19 protein-coding genes and 1 pseudogene are annotated in these 17,199 nt (G+C 70.1%); 10 read left to right on the plus strand and 10 right to left on the minus strand.

Features of this window, described 5'->3' with window-relative positions; genetic code table 11:
* Positions 1–543 (plus strand): annotated as a pseudogene (locus tag ACILRB_RS07055) (hypothetical protein); the annotation flags it as partial.
* A gap of 99 nt (positions 544–642) precedes the next feature.
* Here the strand turns inward: ACILRB_RS07055 and leuC are convergent.
* Entirely contained in the window at positions 643–2,049 is a 1,407-nt protein-coding gene (gene leuC, locus ACILRB_RS07060) for a 3-isopropylmalate dehydratase large subunit (RefSeq protein WP_395665590.1), read from the minus strand.
* Positions 2,050–2,208: 159 nt separating this feature from the next.
* Between leuC and ACILRB_RS07065 the strand changes: the two genes are divergently transcribed.
* Positions 2,209–2,610, plus strand: coding sequence for a VOC family protein (locus ACILRB_RS07065; protein ID WP_395665591.1), 402 nt, complete (start codon positions 2,209–2,211; stop codon positions 2,608–2,610).
* A gap of 93 nt (positions 2,611–2,703) precedes the next feature.
* Here the strand turns inward: ACILRB_RS07065 and rplS are convergent, their stop codons facing one another.
* Together rplS and ACILRB_RS07075 are read right to left on the minus strand one after the other, a co-directional pair.
* A complete protein-coding gene (gene rplS / locus ACILRB_RS07070) occupies positions 2,704–3,144 on the minus strand; it encodes a 50S ribosomal protein L19 (protein WP_395665592.1) in 441 nt (146 codons plus the stop codon).
* A 71-nt stretch (positions 3,145–3,215) separates the two neighbouring features.
* A complete protein-coding gene (locus ACILRB_RS07075) occupies positions 3,216–4,010 on the minus strand; it encodes an alpha/beta hydrolase (RefSeq protein WP_395665593.1) in 795 nt (264 codons plus the stop codon).
* Between the two features lie 210 nt (positions 4,011–4,220).
* Between ACILRB_RS07075 and ACILRB_RS07080 the strand changes: the two genes are divergently transcribed.
* The 6 genes from ACILRB_RS07080 to ACILRB_RS07105 all read left to right on the plus strand — a co-directional run bounded on the left by ACILRB_RS07080 (position 4,221) and on the right by ACILRB_RS07105 (position 10,093).
* The gene (locus ACILRB_RS07080; RefSeq protein ID WP_395665594.1) at positions 4,221–5,396 is read left to right on the plus strand and encodes a glycosyltransferase; all 1,176 of its coding nucleotides are present in this window, start codon (positions 4,221–4,223) and stop codon (positions 5,394–5,396) included.
* A 143-nt stretch (positions 5,397–5,539) separates the two neighbouring features.
* The gene (gene rsfS / locus ACILRB_RS07085) at positions 5,540–5,938 is read left to right on the plus strand and encodes a ribosome silencing factor (RefSeq protein ID WP_395665595.1); all 399 of its coding nucleotides are present in this window, start codon (positions 5,540–5,542) and stop codon (positions 5,936–5,938) included.
* Positions 5,939–5,965: 27 nt separating this feature from the next.
* Complete coding sequence (gene rlmH, locus ACILRB_RS07090) at positions 5,966–6,439, plus strand: 23S rRNA (pseudouridine(1915)-N(3))-methyltransferase RlmH (protein WP_395665596.1); 474 nt, start codon at positions 5,966–5,968, stop codon at positions 6,437–6,439.
* 151 nt (positions 6,440–6,590) lie between these two features.
* Positions 6,591–8,021, plus strand: a complete 1,431-nt coding sequence (locus ACILRB_RS07095) for a murein hydrolase activator EnvC family protein (protein ID WP_395665597.1) — start codon at positions 6,591–6,593, stop codon at positions 8,019–8,021.
* Complete coding sequence (locus tag ACILRB_RS07100) at positions 8,021–9,358, plus strand: S41 family peptidase (RefSeq protein ID WP_395665598.1); 1,338 nt, start codon at positions 8,021–8,023, stop codon at positions 9,356–9,358. The genes ACILRB_RS07095 and ACILRB_RS07100 overlap by 1 nt, the downstream gene beginning before the upstream one ends.
* Positions 9,359–9,550: 192 nt before the next feature.
* On the plus strand, positions 9,551–10,093 hold the full coding sequence (locus tag ACILRB_RS07105) for an RNA pyrophosphohydrolase (protein ID WP_395665599.1): 543 nt from the start codon (positions 9,551–9,553) through the stop codon (positions 10,091–10,093).
* Between the two features lie 86 nt (positions 10,094–10,179).
* Here ACILRB_RS07105 and infC read toward each other — a convergent pair whose 3' ends face one another.
* On the minus strand, positions 10,180–10,707 hold the full coding sequence (gene infC, locus ACILRB_RS07110) for a translation initiation factor IF-3 (RefSeq protein ID WP_395665600.1): 528 nt from the start codon (positions 10,705–10,707) through the stop codon (positions 10,180–10,182).
* A gap of 201 nt (positions 10,708–10,908) precedes the next feature.
* Between infC and ACILRB_RS07115 the strand changes: the two genes are divergently transcribed.
* Complete coding sequence (locus tag ACILRB_RS07115) at positions 10,909–11,841, plus strand: alpha/beta hydrolase (RefSeq protein WP_395665601.1); 933 nt, start codon at positions 10,909–10,911, stop codon at positions 11,839–11,841.
* Between the two features lie 35 nt (positions 11,842–11,876).
* Here the strand turns inward: ACILRB_RS07115 and ACILRB_RS07120 are convergent, their stop codons facing one another.
* The 6 genes from ACILRB_RS07120 to ACILRB_RS07145 form a co-directional block, all read right to left on the minus strand.
* A complete protein-coding gene (locus tag ACILRB_RS07120; protein ID WP_395665602.1) occupies positions 11,877–12,362 on the minus strand; it encodes a MerR family transcriptional regulator in 486 nt (161 codons plus the stop codon).
* 32 nt (positions 12,363–12,394) lie between these two features.
* Positions 12,395–12,733, minus strand: a complete 339-nt coding sequence (locus ACILRB_RS07125) for an integration host factor subunit alpha (protein WP_395665603.1) — start codon at positions 12,731–12,733, stop codon at positions 12,395–12,397.
* Positions 12,734–13,098: 365 nt separating this feature from the next.
* Positions 13,099–14,088 carry a beta-ketoacyl-ACP synthase III gene (locus tag ACILRB_RS07130; protein WP_395665604.1) on the minus strand — a complete coding sequence of 330 codons (990 nt, stop codon included), beginning with the start codon at positions 14,086–14,088 and terminating at the stop codon, positions 13,099–13,101.
* Positions 14,085–15,161, minus strand: a complete 1,077-nt coding sequence (gene plsX / locus ACILRB_RS07135) for a phosphate acyltransferase PlsX (RefSeq protein ID WP_395665605.1) — start codon at positions 15,159–15,161, stop codon at positions 14,085–14,087. Before plsX ends, ACILRB_RS07130 begins: the two co-directional genes overlap by 4 nt.
* A 173-nt stretch (positions 15,162–15,334) precedes the next feature.
* Complete coding sequence (locus ACILRB_RS07140; RefSeq protein WP_395665606.1) at positions 15,335–15,883, minus strand: YceD family protein; 549 nt, start codon at positions 15,881–15,883, stop codon at positions 15,335–15,337.
* 37 nt (positions 15,884–15,920) lie between these two features.
* Positions 15,921–16,457: a ubiquinol-cytochrome C chaperone family protein gene (locus ACILRB_RS07145; RefSeq protein ID WP_395665607.1), complete on the minus strand. Its 537-nt coding sequence runs from the start codon at positions 16,455–16,457 to the stop codon at positions 15,921–15,923.
* Positions 16,458–16,698: 241 nt separating this feature from the next.
* Between ACILRB_RS07145 and ACILRB_RS07150 the strand changes: the two genes are divergently transcribed.
* Positions 16,699–17,190: an outer membrane protein assembly factor BamE gene (locus ACILRB_RS07150; RefSeq protein WP_395665608.1), complete on the plus strand. Its 492-nt coding sequence runs from the start codon at positions 16,699–16,701 to the stop codon at positions 17,188–17,190.
* Positions 17,191–17,199 lie beyond the last annotated feature (9 nt).

The following is a 17,199-nucleotide window of genomic DNA, read 5'->3' on the forward strand; positions in this document are numbered from 1 at the left end:
GACGTTCTGGCCGCGGCCCGGCCGAGCGTCCCCGACGCAGCGCCGGCCTCGAGTGAGGCCGCCTCCGAAGTCGCGGCCATGGAGCCCGCCGCCGCGCCCGCCCCGCTCGCCGCCGACCGCGCGCCGGTCGCGCCGCCGCTCGCCGCGCCGCCGCTCGCGGAGCCGCCTCTTGCCGCGCCCGTTCTCGCGGAGCCGGCGGTCAGCGGCCATGTCGCCGCGCCAAAACCCGTCGCCGCGCCCGAATCCGCCGCCGCCGCGCCGCGGCCGCCGCAGAAGCCGGCGATGGAGCCCGCGGCGAAGCCCGCGCCGCGCAAGGCGTTTGAGCCGCGCACGCGCCAGACCCGCGTCGCCGCCGCCGAGCGGCGCCATGGCGGGCGCGAGCCGGCGCCCCAAGCGCGTGGACAGATCTACGCCGCGCGCTGGCCTGTCGCCCCGGCAGTCCAGCCGGGCGCCGCGCCGCTGCGCTTTTCGGGCTCCTTCGGCGGCTGCCGCTATCGCGGCGTCGTCACGCCCGACGGCTACCGGATCGAAAGCGCCTGCTGAGCGCGAAAGCGCCGGCCCTTCGGACGGTCAAAATCAGCAAAGGAAAAAGGCGCTCCTCGCGGAGCGCCTTTTTCCGTCTGTGGCGAAAGCCGGCCCTGTTCAACGCCAGTTGCGGATGTCGACGAAGCGGCCGGCGACGCCCGCCGCGGCGGCCATGGCCGGCGAGACGAGATGGGTGCGGCCCTTGAAGCCCTGCCGGCCCTCGAAATTGCGGTTCGAGGTCGAGGCGCAGCGCTGGCCGGGCTCAAGCCGGTCGGGGTTCATGGCGAGGCACATGGAGCAGCCGGGCTCGCGCCATTCAAACCCCGCCTCGCGGAACACGGCGTCGAGCCCCTCGGCCTCCGCCTGCTCTTTCACGAGGCCGGAGCCCGGCACGACGATGCCGTTGACATGAGCGGCGATATGCTTGCCGGCGACCATCGCGGCGGCGGCGCGCAGATCCTCGATGCGGCCGTTGGTGCAGGAGCCGATGAACACGCGGTCGATCGGAATGTCGGTGATTTTCTCGCCGCCCTTGAGGCCCATATAGTCGAGCGCGCGGGCGATCGAGGCGCGCTTGGCTTCGGTCGCGCCCGAATCGACCCTCGGCACCTCGCCCGTCACCGTCGCGACGTCCTCAGGCGAAGTGCCCCAGGTGACGATCGGCGGCAGCAGCGCGGCGTCGAGACGGATTTCGCGGTCGAAATGCGCGCCTTCGTCGGTGTGGAGCGTGCGCCAGTGCGCGACCGCGCGCTCCCAGGCCTCGCCCTTTGGAGCCATCGGCCGGCCCTTGAGGAAGGCGAAGGTCTTTTCATCGGGGGCGACGAGGCCGGCGCGCGCGCCGCCCTCGATGCTCATGTTGCAGACCGTCATGCGGCCTTCCATCGACAGGGCGCGGATCGCTTCGCCGGCGTATTCGATGACATGGCCGGTGCCGCCGGCCGTGCCGATCTCGCCGATGATGGCGAGGATGATGTCCTTCGCGCCGACCCCCTCCGGCGCGACGCCGTCGACGGTGACGCGCATGTTCTTCGCCCGGGTCTGGATCAGCGTCTGGGTCGCGAGCACATGCTCGACCTCGGAGGTGCCGATGCCATGGGCGAGGGCCCCGAACGCGCCGTGCGTCGAGGTGTGGCTGTCGCCGCAGACGATGGTCGCGCCCGGCAGGGTGAAGCCCTGCTCCGGCCCGATGATATGCACGACGCCCTGACGGCGGTCATGCTCGTTGAAATACTGGACGCCGAACTCCTTCGCGTTGATCGCGAGCTGCTCGACCTGCGCGCGGCTCTCGGGATCGGCGATCGGCAGGCTGCGGTCGGTCGTGGGCACGTTGTGGTCGACGACGGCGAGGGTCTTTTGCGGCGCGCGCAGCTTGCGCCCGGCGGCGCGAAGCCCCTCGAAGGCCTGCGGGCTCGTCACCTCATGCACGAGATGGCGGTCGATATAGATGAGGCTCGATCCGTCCGGCGCCTCATGGACCAGATGTTCGTCCCAGATCTTGTCGTAGAGCGTGCGCGGCTTGGCCATTGTCCCTGTCCGTGATGCGCCGGAAGCGCGGTCCTCAAACAAAATATCTGCGCGGCCGACGAAAAGTCGCTCGCAAGCGGGGAGGCGGGCAAGTAGGTTACGCCCGCACACAAGCCGAATGCCCCGCCCCTGCGGCTGCATATAAGCGCGGAGAAGCAGATGCGCCCCCCCGTCGCGCCTTATCTCACCGTTTCGCCCGCGCTGGCGGCGATCGCCTATTACACTGCGGTGTTCGGCGCGAAGCAGAAATCGATCATGCCGGCCTTCGACGGTCTGCGCATCATGCATTGCGAGCTGGCGATCAACGGCGGCGCCGTGATGCTCGCCGACGCCTTTCCCGAGCTCGGCCATACGCGCATGTCGGTGCCGGGCGAGCTCGTCACCACTTCGGTCAGCCTCGAATTCGACAAGGCCGACGACGTGGACGAAGTGTTCGCCAGAGCCACGTCGCTCGGCGGCAAGGCCGAGACGGCGCCCACGAAAAGCTTCTGGGGCACGCGCTTCGCGACCTTCCGCGACCCGTTCGGCCATCGCTGGATTTTGAACGGGCCGCTGCGCTAGCAGGACGCCCCGCGGCCGGGCGAAAGCCGTCCGGCCCGAGATTTCGCGCGCGCCAAGGGCGGGCGCCCCGGCTGCGGGGCGCGGGCGCCGGCCTTATTCGGCGGCGGGCGCGGCCTTCTTCTTGGCGGCCTTGGCCTCCTTCTTGGCGGCCTCGCGCTGCGCCTTCTGGGCCGGCGACTCCATCTTTTCGGCGATGCGGGCCGATTTGCCGCGGCGGTCGCGCAGGTAATAGAGCTTGGCGCGGCGCACCTTGCCGCGGCGCACGACCTTGATCGAGTCGATGTTCGGCGAATAGATCGGGAAGACGCGCTCGACGCCCTCGCCATAGGAAATCTTGCGAACCGTGACGCTCTCGTTGAGGCCGCCGCCGTTGCGGGCGATGCACACGCCCTCATAGGCCTGCACGCGGGTGCGCTCGCCTTCCTTGACCTTGACGTTGACGACCACCGTGTCGCCGGGCTGGAAGTCGGGGATCGTCCTGCCGGCCGAGAGCTTCGCCGCCTGCTCGGCTTCGAGCTGTTCGATGATGTTCATGAGTTTGACCTTGCCGTTTCGCCGCTTGCGCGGCGAGCGTTTCGGAACGCTGTTTTCATTTGAAGGCGGCCTCATACAGGAGACGACGGGATTTGTCGAGACTCTAGCGCCTCGATCCCCTCGACCGCCGCCCAGATCAGCGCCAGATCCTGCGGCCGCGACAGCCTGTGGCCGCCGTCCCTCGCCAGCGTCAGGGTCACGGGGTCGGCCGGCATGTGCTCGACCAGCTTCAGCGCGTGGCGATAGGGCGCGTCCTCGTCCTGCATGCCCTGCACGATATGGACCGGGCAATGGCTGCGCACCGTCGCGCCGAACAGAAGATGCCGCCGCCCCTCCTCCAGAAAGCCCGCGCCGACCGGATAGGGCCCGTCGCCATAGCGCGAGGGGCGCAAAAAGACGCCCGTCTCGGCGAGCTCGCGGCGCTGCGCGGCGCTCATGCGCTCGCAGATCAGCGCCTCGGTCATGTCGACCGCCGGCGCGGCCAGCACGAGGCCCGCGAGCCGATCCGCCTCGCCGGCGCCGGCGAGCGCCCGCGCGGCGAGCAGCGCGAGCCAGCCGCCCATCGAGGAGCCGACGAGAATCTGCGGCCCCTCGGTCAGGCCGCGGATCAGGGCGAGGCTTTCGTCGAGCCACCGGCCGATCGTCCCGTCCTCGAAGCGGCCGCCGGAGTCGCCATGGCCGGAATAGTCGAAGCGCAGGAAGGCGCGCCCCGTCTCCAGAGCCTTCGCGGCGAGAAAACTCGCCTTCTCGCCGCGCATGTTCGAGCGGAAGCCGCCAAGAAAGACCACGCCCGCCGCCTCGACGCCGGGGCGCGCGGCGAGGCGGCGACAGGCGAGCCTGCGCGCCGTCTCTCCCGCGCCCGCCATGAAGCTCCGCGCCTCGTCGCCGGCGCCATGAGCGCGCGCGACTGAGGACTGGGCGCGCGCGGGAAAAGATTGTTCAGATTTTATCATTATCCTGCGTCCGGTCGTCGACCGCCTTTTCCTTCTCGCGCCGAAGCCCGTTTCCGACGCATGTCCTCAGGCTCAAGCTCACCCTTCCGTGGCGGAACCGCGCATCCGCTCTCCGGCGCCACCGTGCTCCAGATCACCCCCGATCTCGAGGACGACCCCGGCGCGCGAGCGACGATCGAGATCGCGGCGGCGCTGGTGCGCGTCGGCGCGCAGGCGCTGGTCGCGGCGCGCGGCGGGCGGCTCGTGCCCGAACTGCAGGCTCGCGGCGGCCTGTTTACGCCATTTCCGGCCGACGCCGCCAATCCGCTGAGCCTCGTCCTCAACGTGCGCCGGCTGGCGCGGCTCGCGCGGACCGAGCGCGTCGACCTTGTGCACGCCCGTTCACGCGGCGCCGCCTGGTCGGCGCGCGGCGCGACGCGGCTCGTGAAAATCCCTTTCGTCACCTCCTTCCAGAGCGCCTACGCCCGCGGCGGCCCGCTCGCGCTGCGCTATGGGTCGGTGATGGCCGAAGGCGACGCGGTGATCGTCGGCTCGACCGCCGCGGCGCAGGAGCTGGCGCGGCTTTATCCCGCCGCGGCGCGCCGGGCGCATGTGGTGGTCGGCGGCGTGGACTGCCGCCAGTTCTCGCCGCGCGGCGTCGCGCCGCTTCGGGTTCAGGCGGCGCGACGGCTGTGGGAGGCGCCGCCCGACGCGCGTCTCGCCCTTGTCGCCGCCCGCGACGCCGAGGACGCCAGGCCTGCGCTCTCGGCCTTCCGACGGCTCGCCGAAGCCGGCGACCCCTGCCTCGCCGGCGTGCGGATCGTGCTTGTCCTTGAAGGCGCGGACGCGGGGCTGCGGGCGCAGGCGGCGCTAAAGGCCGCCGGCCTCCAGGGCGCGGGGCGCGGCGCGGCGCTCGGCGACGACCGTCCCGCGGCGCTGCTCGCCGCAGCCGCGGTCGTCACGGCCACGCGTGATCTTGAGGCCTATTGCGCGCTGGCCCTTGAGGCGGAGGCGATGGGCGCCGCCGTGCTGACCGCCGGAGACGGCGCCGCCGCCGAATCGATTCTCGCGCCGCCCGAGACGGACGCGGCGCGCCGCACCGGCTGGCGGGTCCCGCTCGACGACGCCGACGGCTTCGCGGCGGCCCTGCGCGAGGCGCTCTCGCTCGGCGCCAGCGCGCGCGACCGCCTGAGCCTGCGCGCGCGGGCGCATGTCGAGACGCGCTTCTCGATGGAGCGGATGTGGACCCAGACGCTCGACGCTTACGCCTCGGCGCTCGCCCTGCATGAGGCGGCGCAGGCTTCGGCGCGGCGGCGCTGATCCGGCGCGTCCGCGCCGGCCGGGCGCCCGTCCGGGCGGCGGACGCGCCGCGCAATATTGCAAATCGACTGGATTTACGCCATCTTAAGTTTTGCTTTCGGCGCAATGGCCGAGCGGTGCAAGAGGATCGCAAACTGACGCCCATGATTTCCGTCGAAGCGGCCGCGCAGCCGCTTCCCCCGGTCTCCGGTCAGCCTCGACCGCAAGCCGGAACGCTCGTGCGGGATATCCTGACGGCTCTCGACGACGGCAAGGCCGAAGACGTCGTCTCCATCGATCTGCACGGAAAAACCTCCCTCGCCGACGTCATGGTGATCGCCACCGGACGCTCCAACATGCATGTCGGGGCGCTCGCGGACCGCGTCGTCAAGGCGTTCAAGGAGGCCGGAGTCACGCCGCGCGTCGAGGGCCTCCCGGCCGCGGACTGGGTGCTGATCGACGGCGGAGACGTCATCATGCACATCTTCCGCCCGGAAGTGCGCCAGTTCTACAATCTCGAAAAGCTGTGGGGCGTCGGCCGGCCGGGCGAACTGCGCGCCTGACCCTTCGGCTCCTGCCCCTCTGGCGCCATGCGGCTGCTTCTCCTCTGCGTCGGGCGCGCCAGGGCCGGCGCTGAGCGCGACCTCGCCGCGCGCTATCTTGACCGCGCCGCCGCCGCCGGGCGCCCGCTCGGCTTCTCCAGGATCGAGGCGCGCGAACTCGACGAAAGCCGCGCGCGCGACGCCGCCGCGCGCAAGGCGGCCGAAGCCAGGGCTCTGCTCGCCGCGGCGTCCGGCGCCATTTTCGCGCTCGACGAAAAGGGCGAAACCCCGACGAGCCGCGAATTCGCCGCCCTGATCGGAGCCGTGCGTGATTCGGGCGCGGGCGCGCTCACATTGCTGATCGGCGGGCCGGACGGCCTTGGCGACGACGCGAAAGCCGCCGCGCGGCTCGTGTCCTTCGGGCGCATGACCCTTCCGCACCAGCTCGCGCGGATCATGGCGGCCGAACAGATCTACCGCGCCATGACCATTCTCGGCGGCCATCCCTATCACCGCGACTGAGCGAAATTTTTCGCGCCACGACGAGGCTCCCGACCTTCTGACTTGCGGACGGCCGGCGTTCCGGCTTTCCTCCGCCGCCGTGATCGCCGATGATCGCCGCGGCGCCCCGACCGGCGTCGCAGGGACCGGCGCCAAAAGGAGACACAGGGGAATGCGCGCGGCGCCGACGGCTGCCCCGACCTCGTCGACGCGACCGTCCTGGCGACTTTTCGGGTCGCTTGCCGGATCGCTCGCCGGACTGCGCCTGTGCGCCGCGCTGGCCCTTTGCGCGGCGGGCGCGGGCGACCCCGGCAGAGCCGTCGCCGCGGGCGCGCAGGACGAGGGCGCGGCGCGCAAGCCCGCGGCGCCCGAAGATCTCGAAGGCCGCAAGCTCGAACTGCGCGGCATGGAGGACACGCTCGGCGCCTCGCAGGCGCAGCGCGCCAGGATCGAGGCCGAGGCCGCGGCGCTGCGCGAAGACCGGGCGCGGCTGACCGAAACGCTGGTCGATCTCGCGCGCCAGATCGACGAACGCGACCGCAAAATCGCCGAGGCGGAGCAGCGTCTCGACACGCTGACCGGCAGCGAGGAGGCGATCCGCCGCTCGCTTGCGAGCCGCCGCGCGCTGATCGCCGAGATTCTCGCGGCGCTGCAACGCATGGGCCGCAAGCCGCCGCCCGCCCTGCTCGCCTCCCCGGACGACCTGCTCGCGGCGCTGCGCGCCTCCATGACGCTTGGCGCGGTGCTGCCCGAGATGCGCGCCGAAACCGAGGCGCTCGCCGCCGACCTCGCCGACCTCACCCAGTTGCGCCGCTCGATCGCCGCCGAGAAGGAGACCCTGTCGGACGAGCGCGCGCGTCTCGCCCTCGACCGCGAGCGGCTCGCCGCGCTGATCGACGCGCGCCAGTCGTCGCTCTCCGCGGCGCAGCAGGCGCTCGGAGCCGAGAACGCGCGCGCCGCCGAGCTTGCGCGCCAGGCGGCGAGCCTCAAGGACCTCATCTCGAAAATGGAGAGCGAAGTCGCGGCCGCGGCGAAAGCCGCCGAGGCCGCGCGCCAGGCCGACGAGGCGCGCAAGGCCGCCGAAGCCGCCTCGCCCGAGGCCCAGACGAAGCTCGCGCTCGCGCCCTTCGCCGATCCCGGGCGGCTCGCTCCGGCGACGGCCTTCGCCAATCTCAAGGGACGCCTGCCGATGCCGGCGGCGGGAACGCCGCAGCGCGGCTTTGGCGCGCCCGACGGCTTCGGCGGCTTTGAAAAAGGCATGCTGCTTGCGACGCGCCCGCGCGCCGGCGTCGTCTCGCCGACCGACGGATGGGCGGCCTACGCCGGCCCCTACCGGGGGTATGGACAAGTCTTGATCATCAACGCCGGGCAAGGCTATTATGTCATTCTTGCCGGAATGGACCGGATCAACGTGAACGTCGGGCAGTTCCTGGCGGCGGGAGAGCCTGTGGCGACGATGGGAGACGGCGCGGCCAGAACGGCGGCCGCCATTGCAATCGGCGCGGCGCAGCCCATTCTTTACATCGAATTCCGGAAAGACGGGGCGGCGATCGACCCTAGCCCATGGTGGGCGAGGCCAGAATTGCAAAAGGTTCGCGGATAATGCGCAAAGCGTCACTTGTCATGCTCGGCGCCGTGATGGGCGCCACCGTCGCGACGGTCGGAACGCAGACGAGATTCATTTCGGAGGGCATGGCGCGCGCCGCCGCTTCCGACACCTATCGCAATCTCAATCTCTTCGGCGACGTGTTCGAGAAGATCCGTTCTGACTACGTCGAGAAGCCGGACGAGCAGAAGCTCGTCGAATCGGCGATCAACGGCATGTTGACCTCGCTCGACCCGCATTCGAGCTACATGGACGCGAAAAGCTTCCGCGACATGCAGGTGCAGACCCGCGGCGAGTTCGGCGGCCTCGGCATCGAGGTGACGCAGGAGGACGGGCTGATCAAGGTCGTCACCCCGATCGACGACACGCCGGCCTCGCGCGGCGGCGTCCTTTCGGGCGACGTCATCTCGGCCATCGACGGCGAGCCGGTGCAGGGCCTGACCCTGAACCAGGCGGTCGACAAGATGCGCGGCGCGCCCAACACCCAGGTGACGCTGAAGATCCTGCGCGGCCCGAACAAGGAGGCGCAGGACGTCAAGCTGACCCGCGCCGTCATCCAGATCAAGTCGGTGCGCTCGCACGTCGAGGACGGCGACATCGGCTATATCCGCATCACCCAGTTCAACGAGCAGACCGGCGAAGGCGTCGCCGCGGCCATGAAGAAGTTCCAGAGCGAGATCCCGGCCGACAAGTTCAAGGGCTATATCCTCGACCTGCGCAACAATCCGGGCGGCCTGCTCGACCAGTCGATCGCGGTCTCGAACGCCTTCCTCGACCGCGGCGAGATCGTCTCGACGCGCGGCCGCAACGCCGACGAGACGATGCGCTACAACGCCCATCCGGGCGACCTCTCCAAAGGCAAGCCCGTGGTCGTGCTGATCAACGGCGGTTCGGCCTCGGCCTCCGAGATCGTCGCCGGCGCGCTGCAGGACCACAAGCGCGCGACCATTCTGGGCACGCGCTCCTTCGGCAAGGGCTCGGTGCAGACCATCATTCCGCTCGGCCAGAGCAACGGCGCCGTGCGCCTCACCACGGCGCGCTACTACACCCCGTCGGGCCGCTCGATCCAGGCCAAGGGCATCGACCCCGACGTCGTCGTGCTGCAGGACGTGCCGGACGAGCTCAAGGGCAAGGACGACACCAAGGGCGAGGCGTCGCTCAAGGGCCATCTCAAGAACGGCGACGATGAAAAGGGCGGCTCGCAGGCCTATGTGCCGCCGGACCCCAAGAACGACAAGCAGCTCGCCGCGGCCCGCGACATCCTGCGCGGCGTCAAGACCTCCAGCAAGACGCCCGTCCCGCCGGAAAGCGACTCGAAGAAAGTGCCGAACTGACGGCGCCCGGCGCCGGCCGCCCCCGTGTGGCCGCCGGCGCGCAAAATTCGGGACGGCGAGGCGCAGGGCCTTTCGCCGGCCCGCCCGAGAGGACGCGCAGAGCCGAAGGCTTCGCGCGTTCACGCGCAATAAGGAGCCGGGGCTAGGGCGCGAGCCCTGCGACCGTGGCCGGAACGGCGATGAGGCGCGCAGATGACGCAGACCGGCAATTATCGTCCTTGCGTCGGAATCATGCTCCTCAACCGCGAAGGACGCGTCTTCGTCGGCCGGCGGCGCGCCAAGAAATCCCTCGACGTCCCCCGCATCGGCCATGAATGGCAGATGCCCCAGGGCGGCATCGATTCCGGCGAAGGGCCGCTCCAGGCGGCCGTCAGGGAGCTGCGCGAAGAGACCAACGTCGTCTCGGTCTCCCTGCTCGCCGAATCGCCGGACTGGCTGTCCTACGATCTCCCGGAAGAGTTTTCGCGCCGCTCCTGGAAGGGCCGGTTCCAGGGACAGCGGCAGAAATGGTTCGCCTTCCGCTTCGAGGGCGACGACGCCGAGATCAACATCGACGCGCCGGCCGGCGGCTGCCGGCCGGAATTCGACGCCTGGCGCTGGGCCGGGATCGACGAGCTCGTCGGGCTCATCATCCCGTTCAAACGTCCGGTCTATGAGAAAGTGGTCGAGACGTTCCTCCCCCTCGCCGCGCCCGGCGAGGCCGTTCGCGGCGGCGCGACGACGTCCGCGTTCTGACGCAAACGGCCTCGCCCTGACGCAACGCGCGGGCTCATGACGGAAAGCGTCCTCAAGGTCAGCGGGACGACGTCCGGCGGCTCGCGCTATTTGGGCGCGAGCACCATGATCATCTGGCGTCCTTCCATGGAAGGCTCGGCCTCGACCTTGGCGAGGGCGCCGGTCTCGCTCTTGACGCGCTCGAGCAGGCGAAATCCGATGTCCTGATGCGCCATTTCGCGGCCTCGGAAGCGCAGGGTCACCTTGACCTTGTCGCCTTCCTCGAAGAAGCGCCGCACGGCTTTCATCTTGGTGTCGTAGTCATGCTCGTCGATGCCGGGCCGGAGCTTGATCTCCTTGATCTCGACGATCTTCTGCTTCTTGCGCGCCTCGGCGGACTTCTTCTGCTCAAGGAAGCGAAATTTCCCGTAATCGAGAATCTTGCAGACCGGAGGATTGGCGTTGGGCACGATCTCGACCAGATCGAGACCCGCCTCTTCGGCCGTCTGAAGGGCGGCCAGCAGATCGACCACGCCCTTGTTCTGGCCTTCGGCGTCGATCAACTGGACTTCACGAGCGCGGATTTCACGGTTGGTGCGTGGCCCTTCCTTTTGCGGGACCGGAGGCGCTTTCATGGGTCGGCGAATGGGGTGTCTCCTTGGCTGTTGACTGGAACGGGTTCTGACGGAAAAAGCGGCAGGGACGGCCGGCGCTCTCGCGCCGCGCCGCTGCGGCTCAAACTATAGAGATCGGGCGATTGCGCGCCAAAGTCAATGCGCCGCATCGTCTTGGCGCGCGCGGCGTCACGGCTCTTCGCGCCCGCACAAATTCACGCTATGGCGAATGAGCCCTTCCGCCACTCTTCGCGAGGCTCGCACATCGCCATGGTCAGCCCACAGGCGCGTCAGTTCTGGACCTTCATCGCCAACAGCCCGCGGCTGTTCGAACTGCCGCTCGACATGCGCCGGCGCGCCGCCGACCGCGCCGAAACCATGACCGGCGATCCGCGCGGGGTCGCTTATTCGGCGCCGCGCCGGCCGGCCGGGCTTCTCGCCGAGCCGGCCGAATCACGCGAAGGCGCGGCGATCGTCTATTTTCACGGCGGCGGCTATGTCTGCGGCTCGCCCGCATCGCGGCGCAAGACCATCGGCCATCTCGCCAACGCCGCCGCCGCGAAAACCTATGCCCCCGCCTATCGGCTCGCGCCCGAGCACCCCTTCCCGGCCGCCGTCGAAGACGCGCTGTCGGCCTATGAGGCGGCGATCTCGCAGGGCGCGGAACCCGGCCGGACGATCCTTGCGGGCGATTCGGCCGGCGGCGGGCTGGCGCTCGCCTGCGCCCTCGCCGCGCGCGAGAAGGGCCTTGCGCCCTGCGCCGGCCTCGCCCTCATTTCGCCCTGGACGGATCTTTCCCTGTCGGGCGCGAGCCATGAGAGTCGCGCCGGGCGCGACCTGACCTGCGGCCGGCGCGCGCTCGAGGAAATGGCCGCGAGCTATCTCGGCGGCGCGCCGGCGCGCGATCCGTTCGCGTCGCCGCTGTTCGCCGATCTTACGGGCCTGCCGGCGATGTTCGTCATCTGCGGCGGCGAGGAGACCCTGCTCGACGACACGCTGTCGCTTGCGCGCCGCGCCGCCGACGCGAAGATCGACGTGGCGGTCCATGTCGCGGCCGACATGCAGCATGTCTATCCGATCTGGGCCGGCCTGCTGCCCGAGGCCGACGACGCCATCGCCGCGCTCGGCGACTTCATCCTGACGCGGACGGCCTGAGCGCGCGCGGGGCGGGCCGCGGTCCTGACGGGCGTTCAGGCCGGACGGCGCACGGCGTCGAGCAGGCGCTCGCAGTCCTCGAGGTCGCGCAGCGCCGCGCGCAGGCGCTCGATCGATTCGGGAGGAACGGCGACCGCCGGGGCCGGGGCGAAAAGGTCGGCCGGCTCCGGCCGGCCGTCGCCCGTTTCGGCGAAGGGCGCGTCGTCGCCGGGGTCGGCCGCGCCCTCGAATGCGAAGGGGGCGCTTCGCTCCGCGTCGCCCGCGACGATCGCCGCGCGCCCGCCCTGCTCCTTGAGGATGCGCTGCACGCCGCGAATCGTATACCCCTCATTATAAAGAAGGCGGCGGATCGCGCGCAGGATCTCGACGTCGGCGGGGCGGTAGAAACGGCGGCCGCCGGCGCGCTTCAGCGGCCTGATCTGCGGAAAGCGCGTCTCCCAGAAGCGCAGCACATGCTGCGGCAGATCGAGCTCCTCGGCCACCTCGCTGATGGTGCGGAAAGCGTCGACGTTCTTGGTCATGGGACGTAAGGCTCCCGCTGCGGTTGCGGCCCTCAATCCTCGTTTGGCGCGACCTGGCCGTTGACGCGCGCCTTGAGAACGCTCGACGGCTTGAAGACGAGCACGCGGCGCTGGGTGATCGGCACCTCGATGCCGGTCTTGGGGTTGCGCCCGACGCGTTCTGACTTCGAGCGCACGACGAAGGAGCCGAAGGAGGAGAGCTTCACGGCGTCGCCTTCGGTCAGCGCTTCGGCGAGTTCGTTCAGCACCATCTGGACGAGCGCCGCGGATTCCTTGCGCGACAGCCCGACGCAGCGGTAAACCGATTCGGCGAGATCGACGCGGGTGACCGTGCGCCCGTTCGTGGCGGGTTTTCCAAATTCTTCAACCATTCGTCGCGCCGAAGCCTCCCCAAGCTCATCCGCGGCAGTTATGGCCGTCACCTTCGTCATTCTGCAGTCTCGTCATGCTCGCGCGGTCCGCTCACGACCGCAGATGGCGCGTCGCGCGGACGTATCCCGTGGCCGCGCCGCAAAATCCTTCAAGAAGCGGGCCAGACAGGAACGCCGGTAGGTTGAAGCGAGGGCAGCATATCGAAGGCCGGCCGGATGTCCATCGCCCCAATCAAATTGATAAAAAAAGAGTTTGGCGCGTGCCCGGATTCAATGGCGATGACGTCCTTCCCGGGGCGGCGGCGAGACTAGTCGAACTTCGCGCCAAATCAAGGGCCGGTTTTCCGGCCCCGCCCCGGCTCGCCTCACCAGCGGATCAGCGCCGCCCCCCAGGTGAATCCGCCGCCCATCGCCTCGATCATCACGAGATCGCCGCGCTTGATGCGCCCGTCGGCCTTCGCCACGGACAGGGCGAGCGGAATCGAGGCGGCCGAGGTGTTGGCGTGCAGATCGACCGTCAGCACGACTTTGGAGGGCGCGACGCCGAGCTTTTCGGCCGAGGCTTCGATAATGCGCCGGTTCGCCTGATGCGGCACGAACCAGTCGAGATCCTCGGCGTTCGTCCCCGTGGCGGCGAAAGCGTCCTCGGCGACGTCGGTCGCCATGCCGACCGCATGGCGGAACACCTCGCGTCCGGCCATCCGCAGCACGCCGGTCGTGCGCGTCGTCGAGGGCCCGCCGTCGACATAAAGCTTCTCGCGGTGGCGTCCGTCCGAGCGCAGGTGGGTCGTCAGCACGCCCCTGCCCTGCGCCTGTTCGCGGCTTTGCGCCTCGAGCACGATCGCGCCGGCGCCGTCGCCGAACAGGACGCAGGTCGAGCGGTCGGTCCAGTCGACCAGGCGCGAGAAAGTTTCGGCTCCGACCACCAGGGCGCGCCGGTGCGAGCCCGAGCGCAGGAACTTGTCGGCGGTCGCGACGGCGAAGACGAAGCCCGAGCACACCGCCTGAAGGTCGAAGCCCGCGCCATGGGTCATGCCGAGGCCCGCCTGGATCTGCGTCGCGACCGAGGGGAAGGTGTGGTCGGGCGTCGAGGTGGCGACGATCACGAGGTCGACGTCGTCGGGCGAGAGCCCGGCGTCGGCGAGCGCCGCCTGCGCCGCGCCGAGGCCGAGCTTCGAGGTCGGCTCGTCCTCGCCCGCGACATGGCGCTGGCGGATGCCGGTGCGCTGGACGATCCATTCGTCGCTCGTGTCGAGCGACTTCTGAAGATCCGCGTTGCTGACGATCCGCTTCGGCAGGCGTGAGCCGACGCCGACGACGACGGAGCTGAGGCCGCCTTCCGTAAGATGTGTCAAACTTTGGAATCCATGCGCAGCTGCGGGCGGGCCGGCTCCCCCGCCGGCGCGTCCTTGTGAGCGTCCGCGAGCGCGGCGCGGATCTGCCCGAGCAATTGATGATGGGCGACGCGGTAGGCGATCTCGACGGCGTTGGCGGTGCCGACGGCGTCGGACCGGCCGTGGCTCTTGATCACGGCGCCTTCGAGGCCGAGAAAGACGCCGCCGTTGACGTTGCGCGGATCCATCTTGGCCTTGAGCGTGGCGAGCCCGCGCCGCGCCAGGAGATAGGCGATCTTGGACAGGAGGTCGCCGCCGAGCGCCTCGCGCAGATACTGGCCCATCTGGCTCGCGGTGCCTTCCGCGGTCTTCAGGGCGATGTTGCCGGCGAAGCCCTCCGTCACCACGACGTCGGCCGCGCCGCGGCCGATCTGGTCGCCTTCGACAAAGCCGATGTAGTCGAAGTCGGGCGGCGGCGCTGCGCGCAGGAGCTTCGAGGCGGCGCGCACCTCGTCCACGCCCTTCATCTCCTCGGAGCCGATGTTGAGCAGGCCGACGGTCGGGCGCGGCGCGTCGAACACGGCCCGCGCCATGCCCGCGCCCATGATGGCGAGATTGACGAGATGGCGCCCGTCGGCGCCGATCGACGCGCCGACGTCGAGCACGATCGACTTGCCGCGCAGGGTCGGCCACATGGCCGCGAGCGCCGGACGGTCGACGCCCGGCAGGGTGCGCAGGCAGGTCTTGGCCATGGCCATCAGCGCGCCGGTGTTGCCGGCCGAAAGCGCGACGTCGGCTTCGCCCTTCTTGACCGCCTCGATGGCGAGCCACATGGAGGAGTTGCGCCGCCCCGCCCGCAGCGCCTGCGCCGGCTTGTCGTCCATGCGCACGAAGACGTCGGTGTGGCGCGTCTGCGAGGCCGCGGCGAGCGCCGGCGCCGCGTCGAGATGCGGACGCATCCGCGCCTCGTCGCCATACAGGATGAAGAAGGCGTCAAGCCCGCGTTCGAGCGCGAGCGCGGCGCCCGGCACCATCACCTGAGGGCCGAAATCGCCGCCCATGGCGTCGACAGCTATGCGCACTGTTTTCGTCATCGCGCCGCGATCAACCTCGCCCCAAGGGGCGCCTCAAGAACTGCCTTGCCCGGCGTGCGGACGCCGGCGCGATCAAATATAGGATAAAGGGCGCAGAACATAGTGGCGCAAACGCGCCACGACCGAGAAATCTTGCGCCGCCAGGCCCCGCGCCCCCGCCTTCACGCCGGCGCTTACTCTTTTTTAAGACCTTTGAGCGCCGCGAAGGGAGACGCCTCGCCTTCAGCCGGAAACTGAGCCGCGTCGAATCGGGCGCCGGGCCGGCGCGGATGGGGATCGAGGTTCAGCGTAAAAAACTCCTCGACCAGCGCCCCGAGGTCGATCTCGCCGTTGACGATCGGATCGGCGTCGTCCATCGCCGCCTCCTGCGGCGCGTCCTGCGCCTCGCCACGCCCGCCGCGCGGGCGGCGCGCTTCAGCCGCGGCGGCGAAGCGGGCCTCGATCTCGGCTTCAAGCGTCGTCTCGAAGGGTTCGAGCGTCACGACGCACATCTGCGTGAGGCGCGCGCGCAGCCGCCCCGAGACCTCGGCCCTGCGCTCGCCCTTTCTGACCACCGTCAGATCGGCGGAAAGGCTTTCGAGCGAGACGAGCGCGTCGGCGCCGGCGATCGCCGCCCGCTCGGCCGGGTCGGCCTCGATCCTGACGTCAAGGCCCGTCTCCGGCACGTCGGCGAGCCTGACGGGGCGCGTCATGAGCGGCTCTCGCGCGTCATCGTCGGTCATGGCTTGTTCTCTCACGCCTTCATCATGGTTTCGCGGCTCAGGCGACGCGCAGCGGGTCGGGAAACGGCGGGCGCCCTTCGAAGAAAGCCTCGACCGGCGCGACGTCGAGCGCGGCCCGCGCGGCCTGCGCATAACGCGCGAGGCGGGCGGCGTCGCCCGCGCCCGCATAAACATTTCGCTTCAGCGCGGCTTCGAGCCTCGCCCCGTCGCCGAGCGCCGTCTCATAGGCGAGGCTGCGGCCCAGAAAGGCCTCGGCCAGGGTCTTCATGCGCTTCGGCACCGACGGGTCGCCGACGCCCATCTCGCGCAGCGTCGCGTCGAAATGGGCGAACACCGCGTCGACGAGGTCCTGCGCGAGCTCGGGCCCCGGCGCGGCCATGGCGTTGAGGCGGCGCAGCGCGAGCGCGGCGTGCAGCGTCAACATTTCGAAGCGGCCTTCGAGCGTGTCCGGCGCGCCATAGTCGAGGAACAGAGCCGGCGCGCGCGCGGCCTCGACGATCGCGCCATGCAGGCGGTCGACGGTCCGGCGGCTCGAGGCGCGCGCCGAAAGCCAGGAGAACAATTTCGCAAACATGCGCGCAGCTAACCCATTCGCGCGCGCGCGTCCATATGCGCTTCGGCGCGCCCGCATCGTTCACGCCGGCTTAACCTGCGCCAGGCAGATTGGCGCCGGAACGCGCGCGCCCTTCGCACGCGCGTCTTGCAATTGCGCCGGCCCAAGGCTAGGCAACGCCGTCCGGCCCTGCGCCGGCCTCGCGCCCTTGTCCCGTTCCTCGCGCGTCTGTCGTAACTTGCACCCTGCGGAGAGTTAACCCATGGCGCTGGCGCTGGCCTCCAAATTCCGCCCGGACGCGACGACCCCCCGGCGCACGCGCCCCGCTCCGGTCAGGATCGCTCTCGCGACGGCGCTCTGCCTCGGCCTTGGCGGCTGCCTCGGCTATGACGGCACGGTGACGCATGGCTATCAGGCGGACGCGCGGCTTTATGATCAGGTGCGCGTCGGCTCGTCCGCGGAGCAGGTGCTGACCCTGCTCGGCACGCCGACGACGACCTCGACCGTCGGCGGCTCGGCCTGGTATTATGTCTCCCAGACGACCGACCGCTCCCTCGCCTTCATGAAGCCGCGGGTCGTGGACCAGCGTGTGTTCGCCGTCTATTTCGACAAGAACAAGAAGGTCGAGCGCATCGCCAACTACGGCCTCCAGGACGGCAAGGTGTTCGACTTCGTTTCGCGCACGACGCCGACGGCGGGCGCCGAATCGACCTTCCTCAAGGGCATGTTCCTGAACCTGATGCGCTTCCAGTAGGCGCGCGCC

Origin of the sequence: Methylocella sp. (assembly GCF_044226135.1) — a bacterium.
In the GTDB taxonomy this organism is placed as follows: domain Bacteria; phylum Pseudomonadota; class Alphaproteobacteria; order Rhizobiales; family Beijerinckiaceae; genus Methylocapsa.

Excerpts from the sequence above, each read along its gene's own strand:
- rlmH (WP_395665596.1), top strand. The coding sequence starts at position 5,966 with ATGCGGCTGCTTCTCCTCTGCGTCGGGCGCGCCAGGGCCGGCGCTGAG.
- rplS (WP_395665592.1), bottom strand. The coding sequence starts at position 3,144 with ATGAACATCATCGAACAGCTCGAAGCCGAGCAGGCGGCGAAGCTCTCG.
- ACILRB_RS07150 (WP_395665608.1), top strand. The coding sequence starts at position 16,699 with ATGGCGCTGGCGCTGGCCTCCAAATTCCGCCCGGACGCGACGACCCCC.
- plsX (WP_395665605.1), bottom strand. The coding sequence starts at position 15,161 with ATGACGAAAACAGTGCGCATAGCTGTCGACGCCATGGGCGGCGATTTC.
- leuC (WP_395665590.1), bottom strand. The coding sequence starts at position 2,049 with ATGGCCAAGCCGCGCACGCTCTACGACAAGATCTGGGACGAACATCTG.
- rsfS (WP_395665595.1), top strand. The coding sequence starts at position 5,540 with ATGATTTCCGTCGAAGCGGCCGCGCAGCCGCTTCCCCCGGTCTCCGGT.
- ACILRB_RS07120 (WP_395665602.1), bottom strand. The coding sequence starts at position 12,362 with ATGACCAAGAACGTCGACGCTTTCCGCACCATCAGCGAGGTGGCCGAG.
- ACILRB_RS07145 (WP_395665607.1), bottom strand. The coding sequence starts at position 16,457 with ATGTTTGCGAAATTGTTCTCCTGGCTTTCGGCGCGCGCCTCGAGCCGC.
- ACILRB_RS07065 (WP_395665591.1), top strand. The coding sequence starts at position 2,209 with ATGCGCCCCCCCGTCGCGCCTTATCTCACCGTTTCGCCCGCGCTGGCG.
- ACILRB_RS07075 (WP_395665593.1), bottom strand. The coding sequence starts at position 4,010 with ATGGCGGGCGCGGGAGAGACGGCGCGCAGGCTCGCCTGTCGCCGCCTC.
- ACILRB_RS07140 (WP_395665606.1), bottom strand. The coding sequence starts at position 15,883 with ATGACCGACGATGACGCGCGAGAGCCGCTCATGACGCGCCCCGTCAGG.
- ACILRB_RS07095 (WP_395665597.1), top strand. The coding sequence starts at position 6,591 with ATGCGCGCGGCGCCGACGGCTGCCCCGACCTCGTCGACGCGACCGTCC.
- infC (WP_395665600.1), bottom strand. The coding sequence starts at position 10,707 with ATGAAAGCGCCTCCGGTCCCGCAAAAGGAAGGGCCACGCACCAACCGT.
- ACILRB_RS07105 (WP_395665599.1), top strand. The coding sequence starts at position 9,551 with ATGACGCAGACCGGCAATTATCGTCCTTGCGTCGGAATCATGCTCCTC.
- ACILRB_RS07115 (WP_395665601.1), top strand. The coding sequence starts at position 10,909 with ATGGCGAATGAGCCCTTCCGCCACTCTTCGCGAGGCTCGCACATCGCC.
- ACILRB_RS07100 (WP_395665598.1), top strand. The coding sequence starts at position 8,021 with ATGCGCAAAGCGTCACTTGTCATGCTCGGCGCCGTGATGGGCGCCACC.
- ACILRB_RS07125 (WP_395665603.1), bottom strand. The coding sequence starts at position 12,733 with ATGGTTGAAGAATTTGGAAAACCCGCCACGAACGGGCGCACGGTCACC.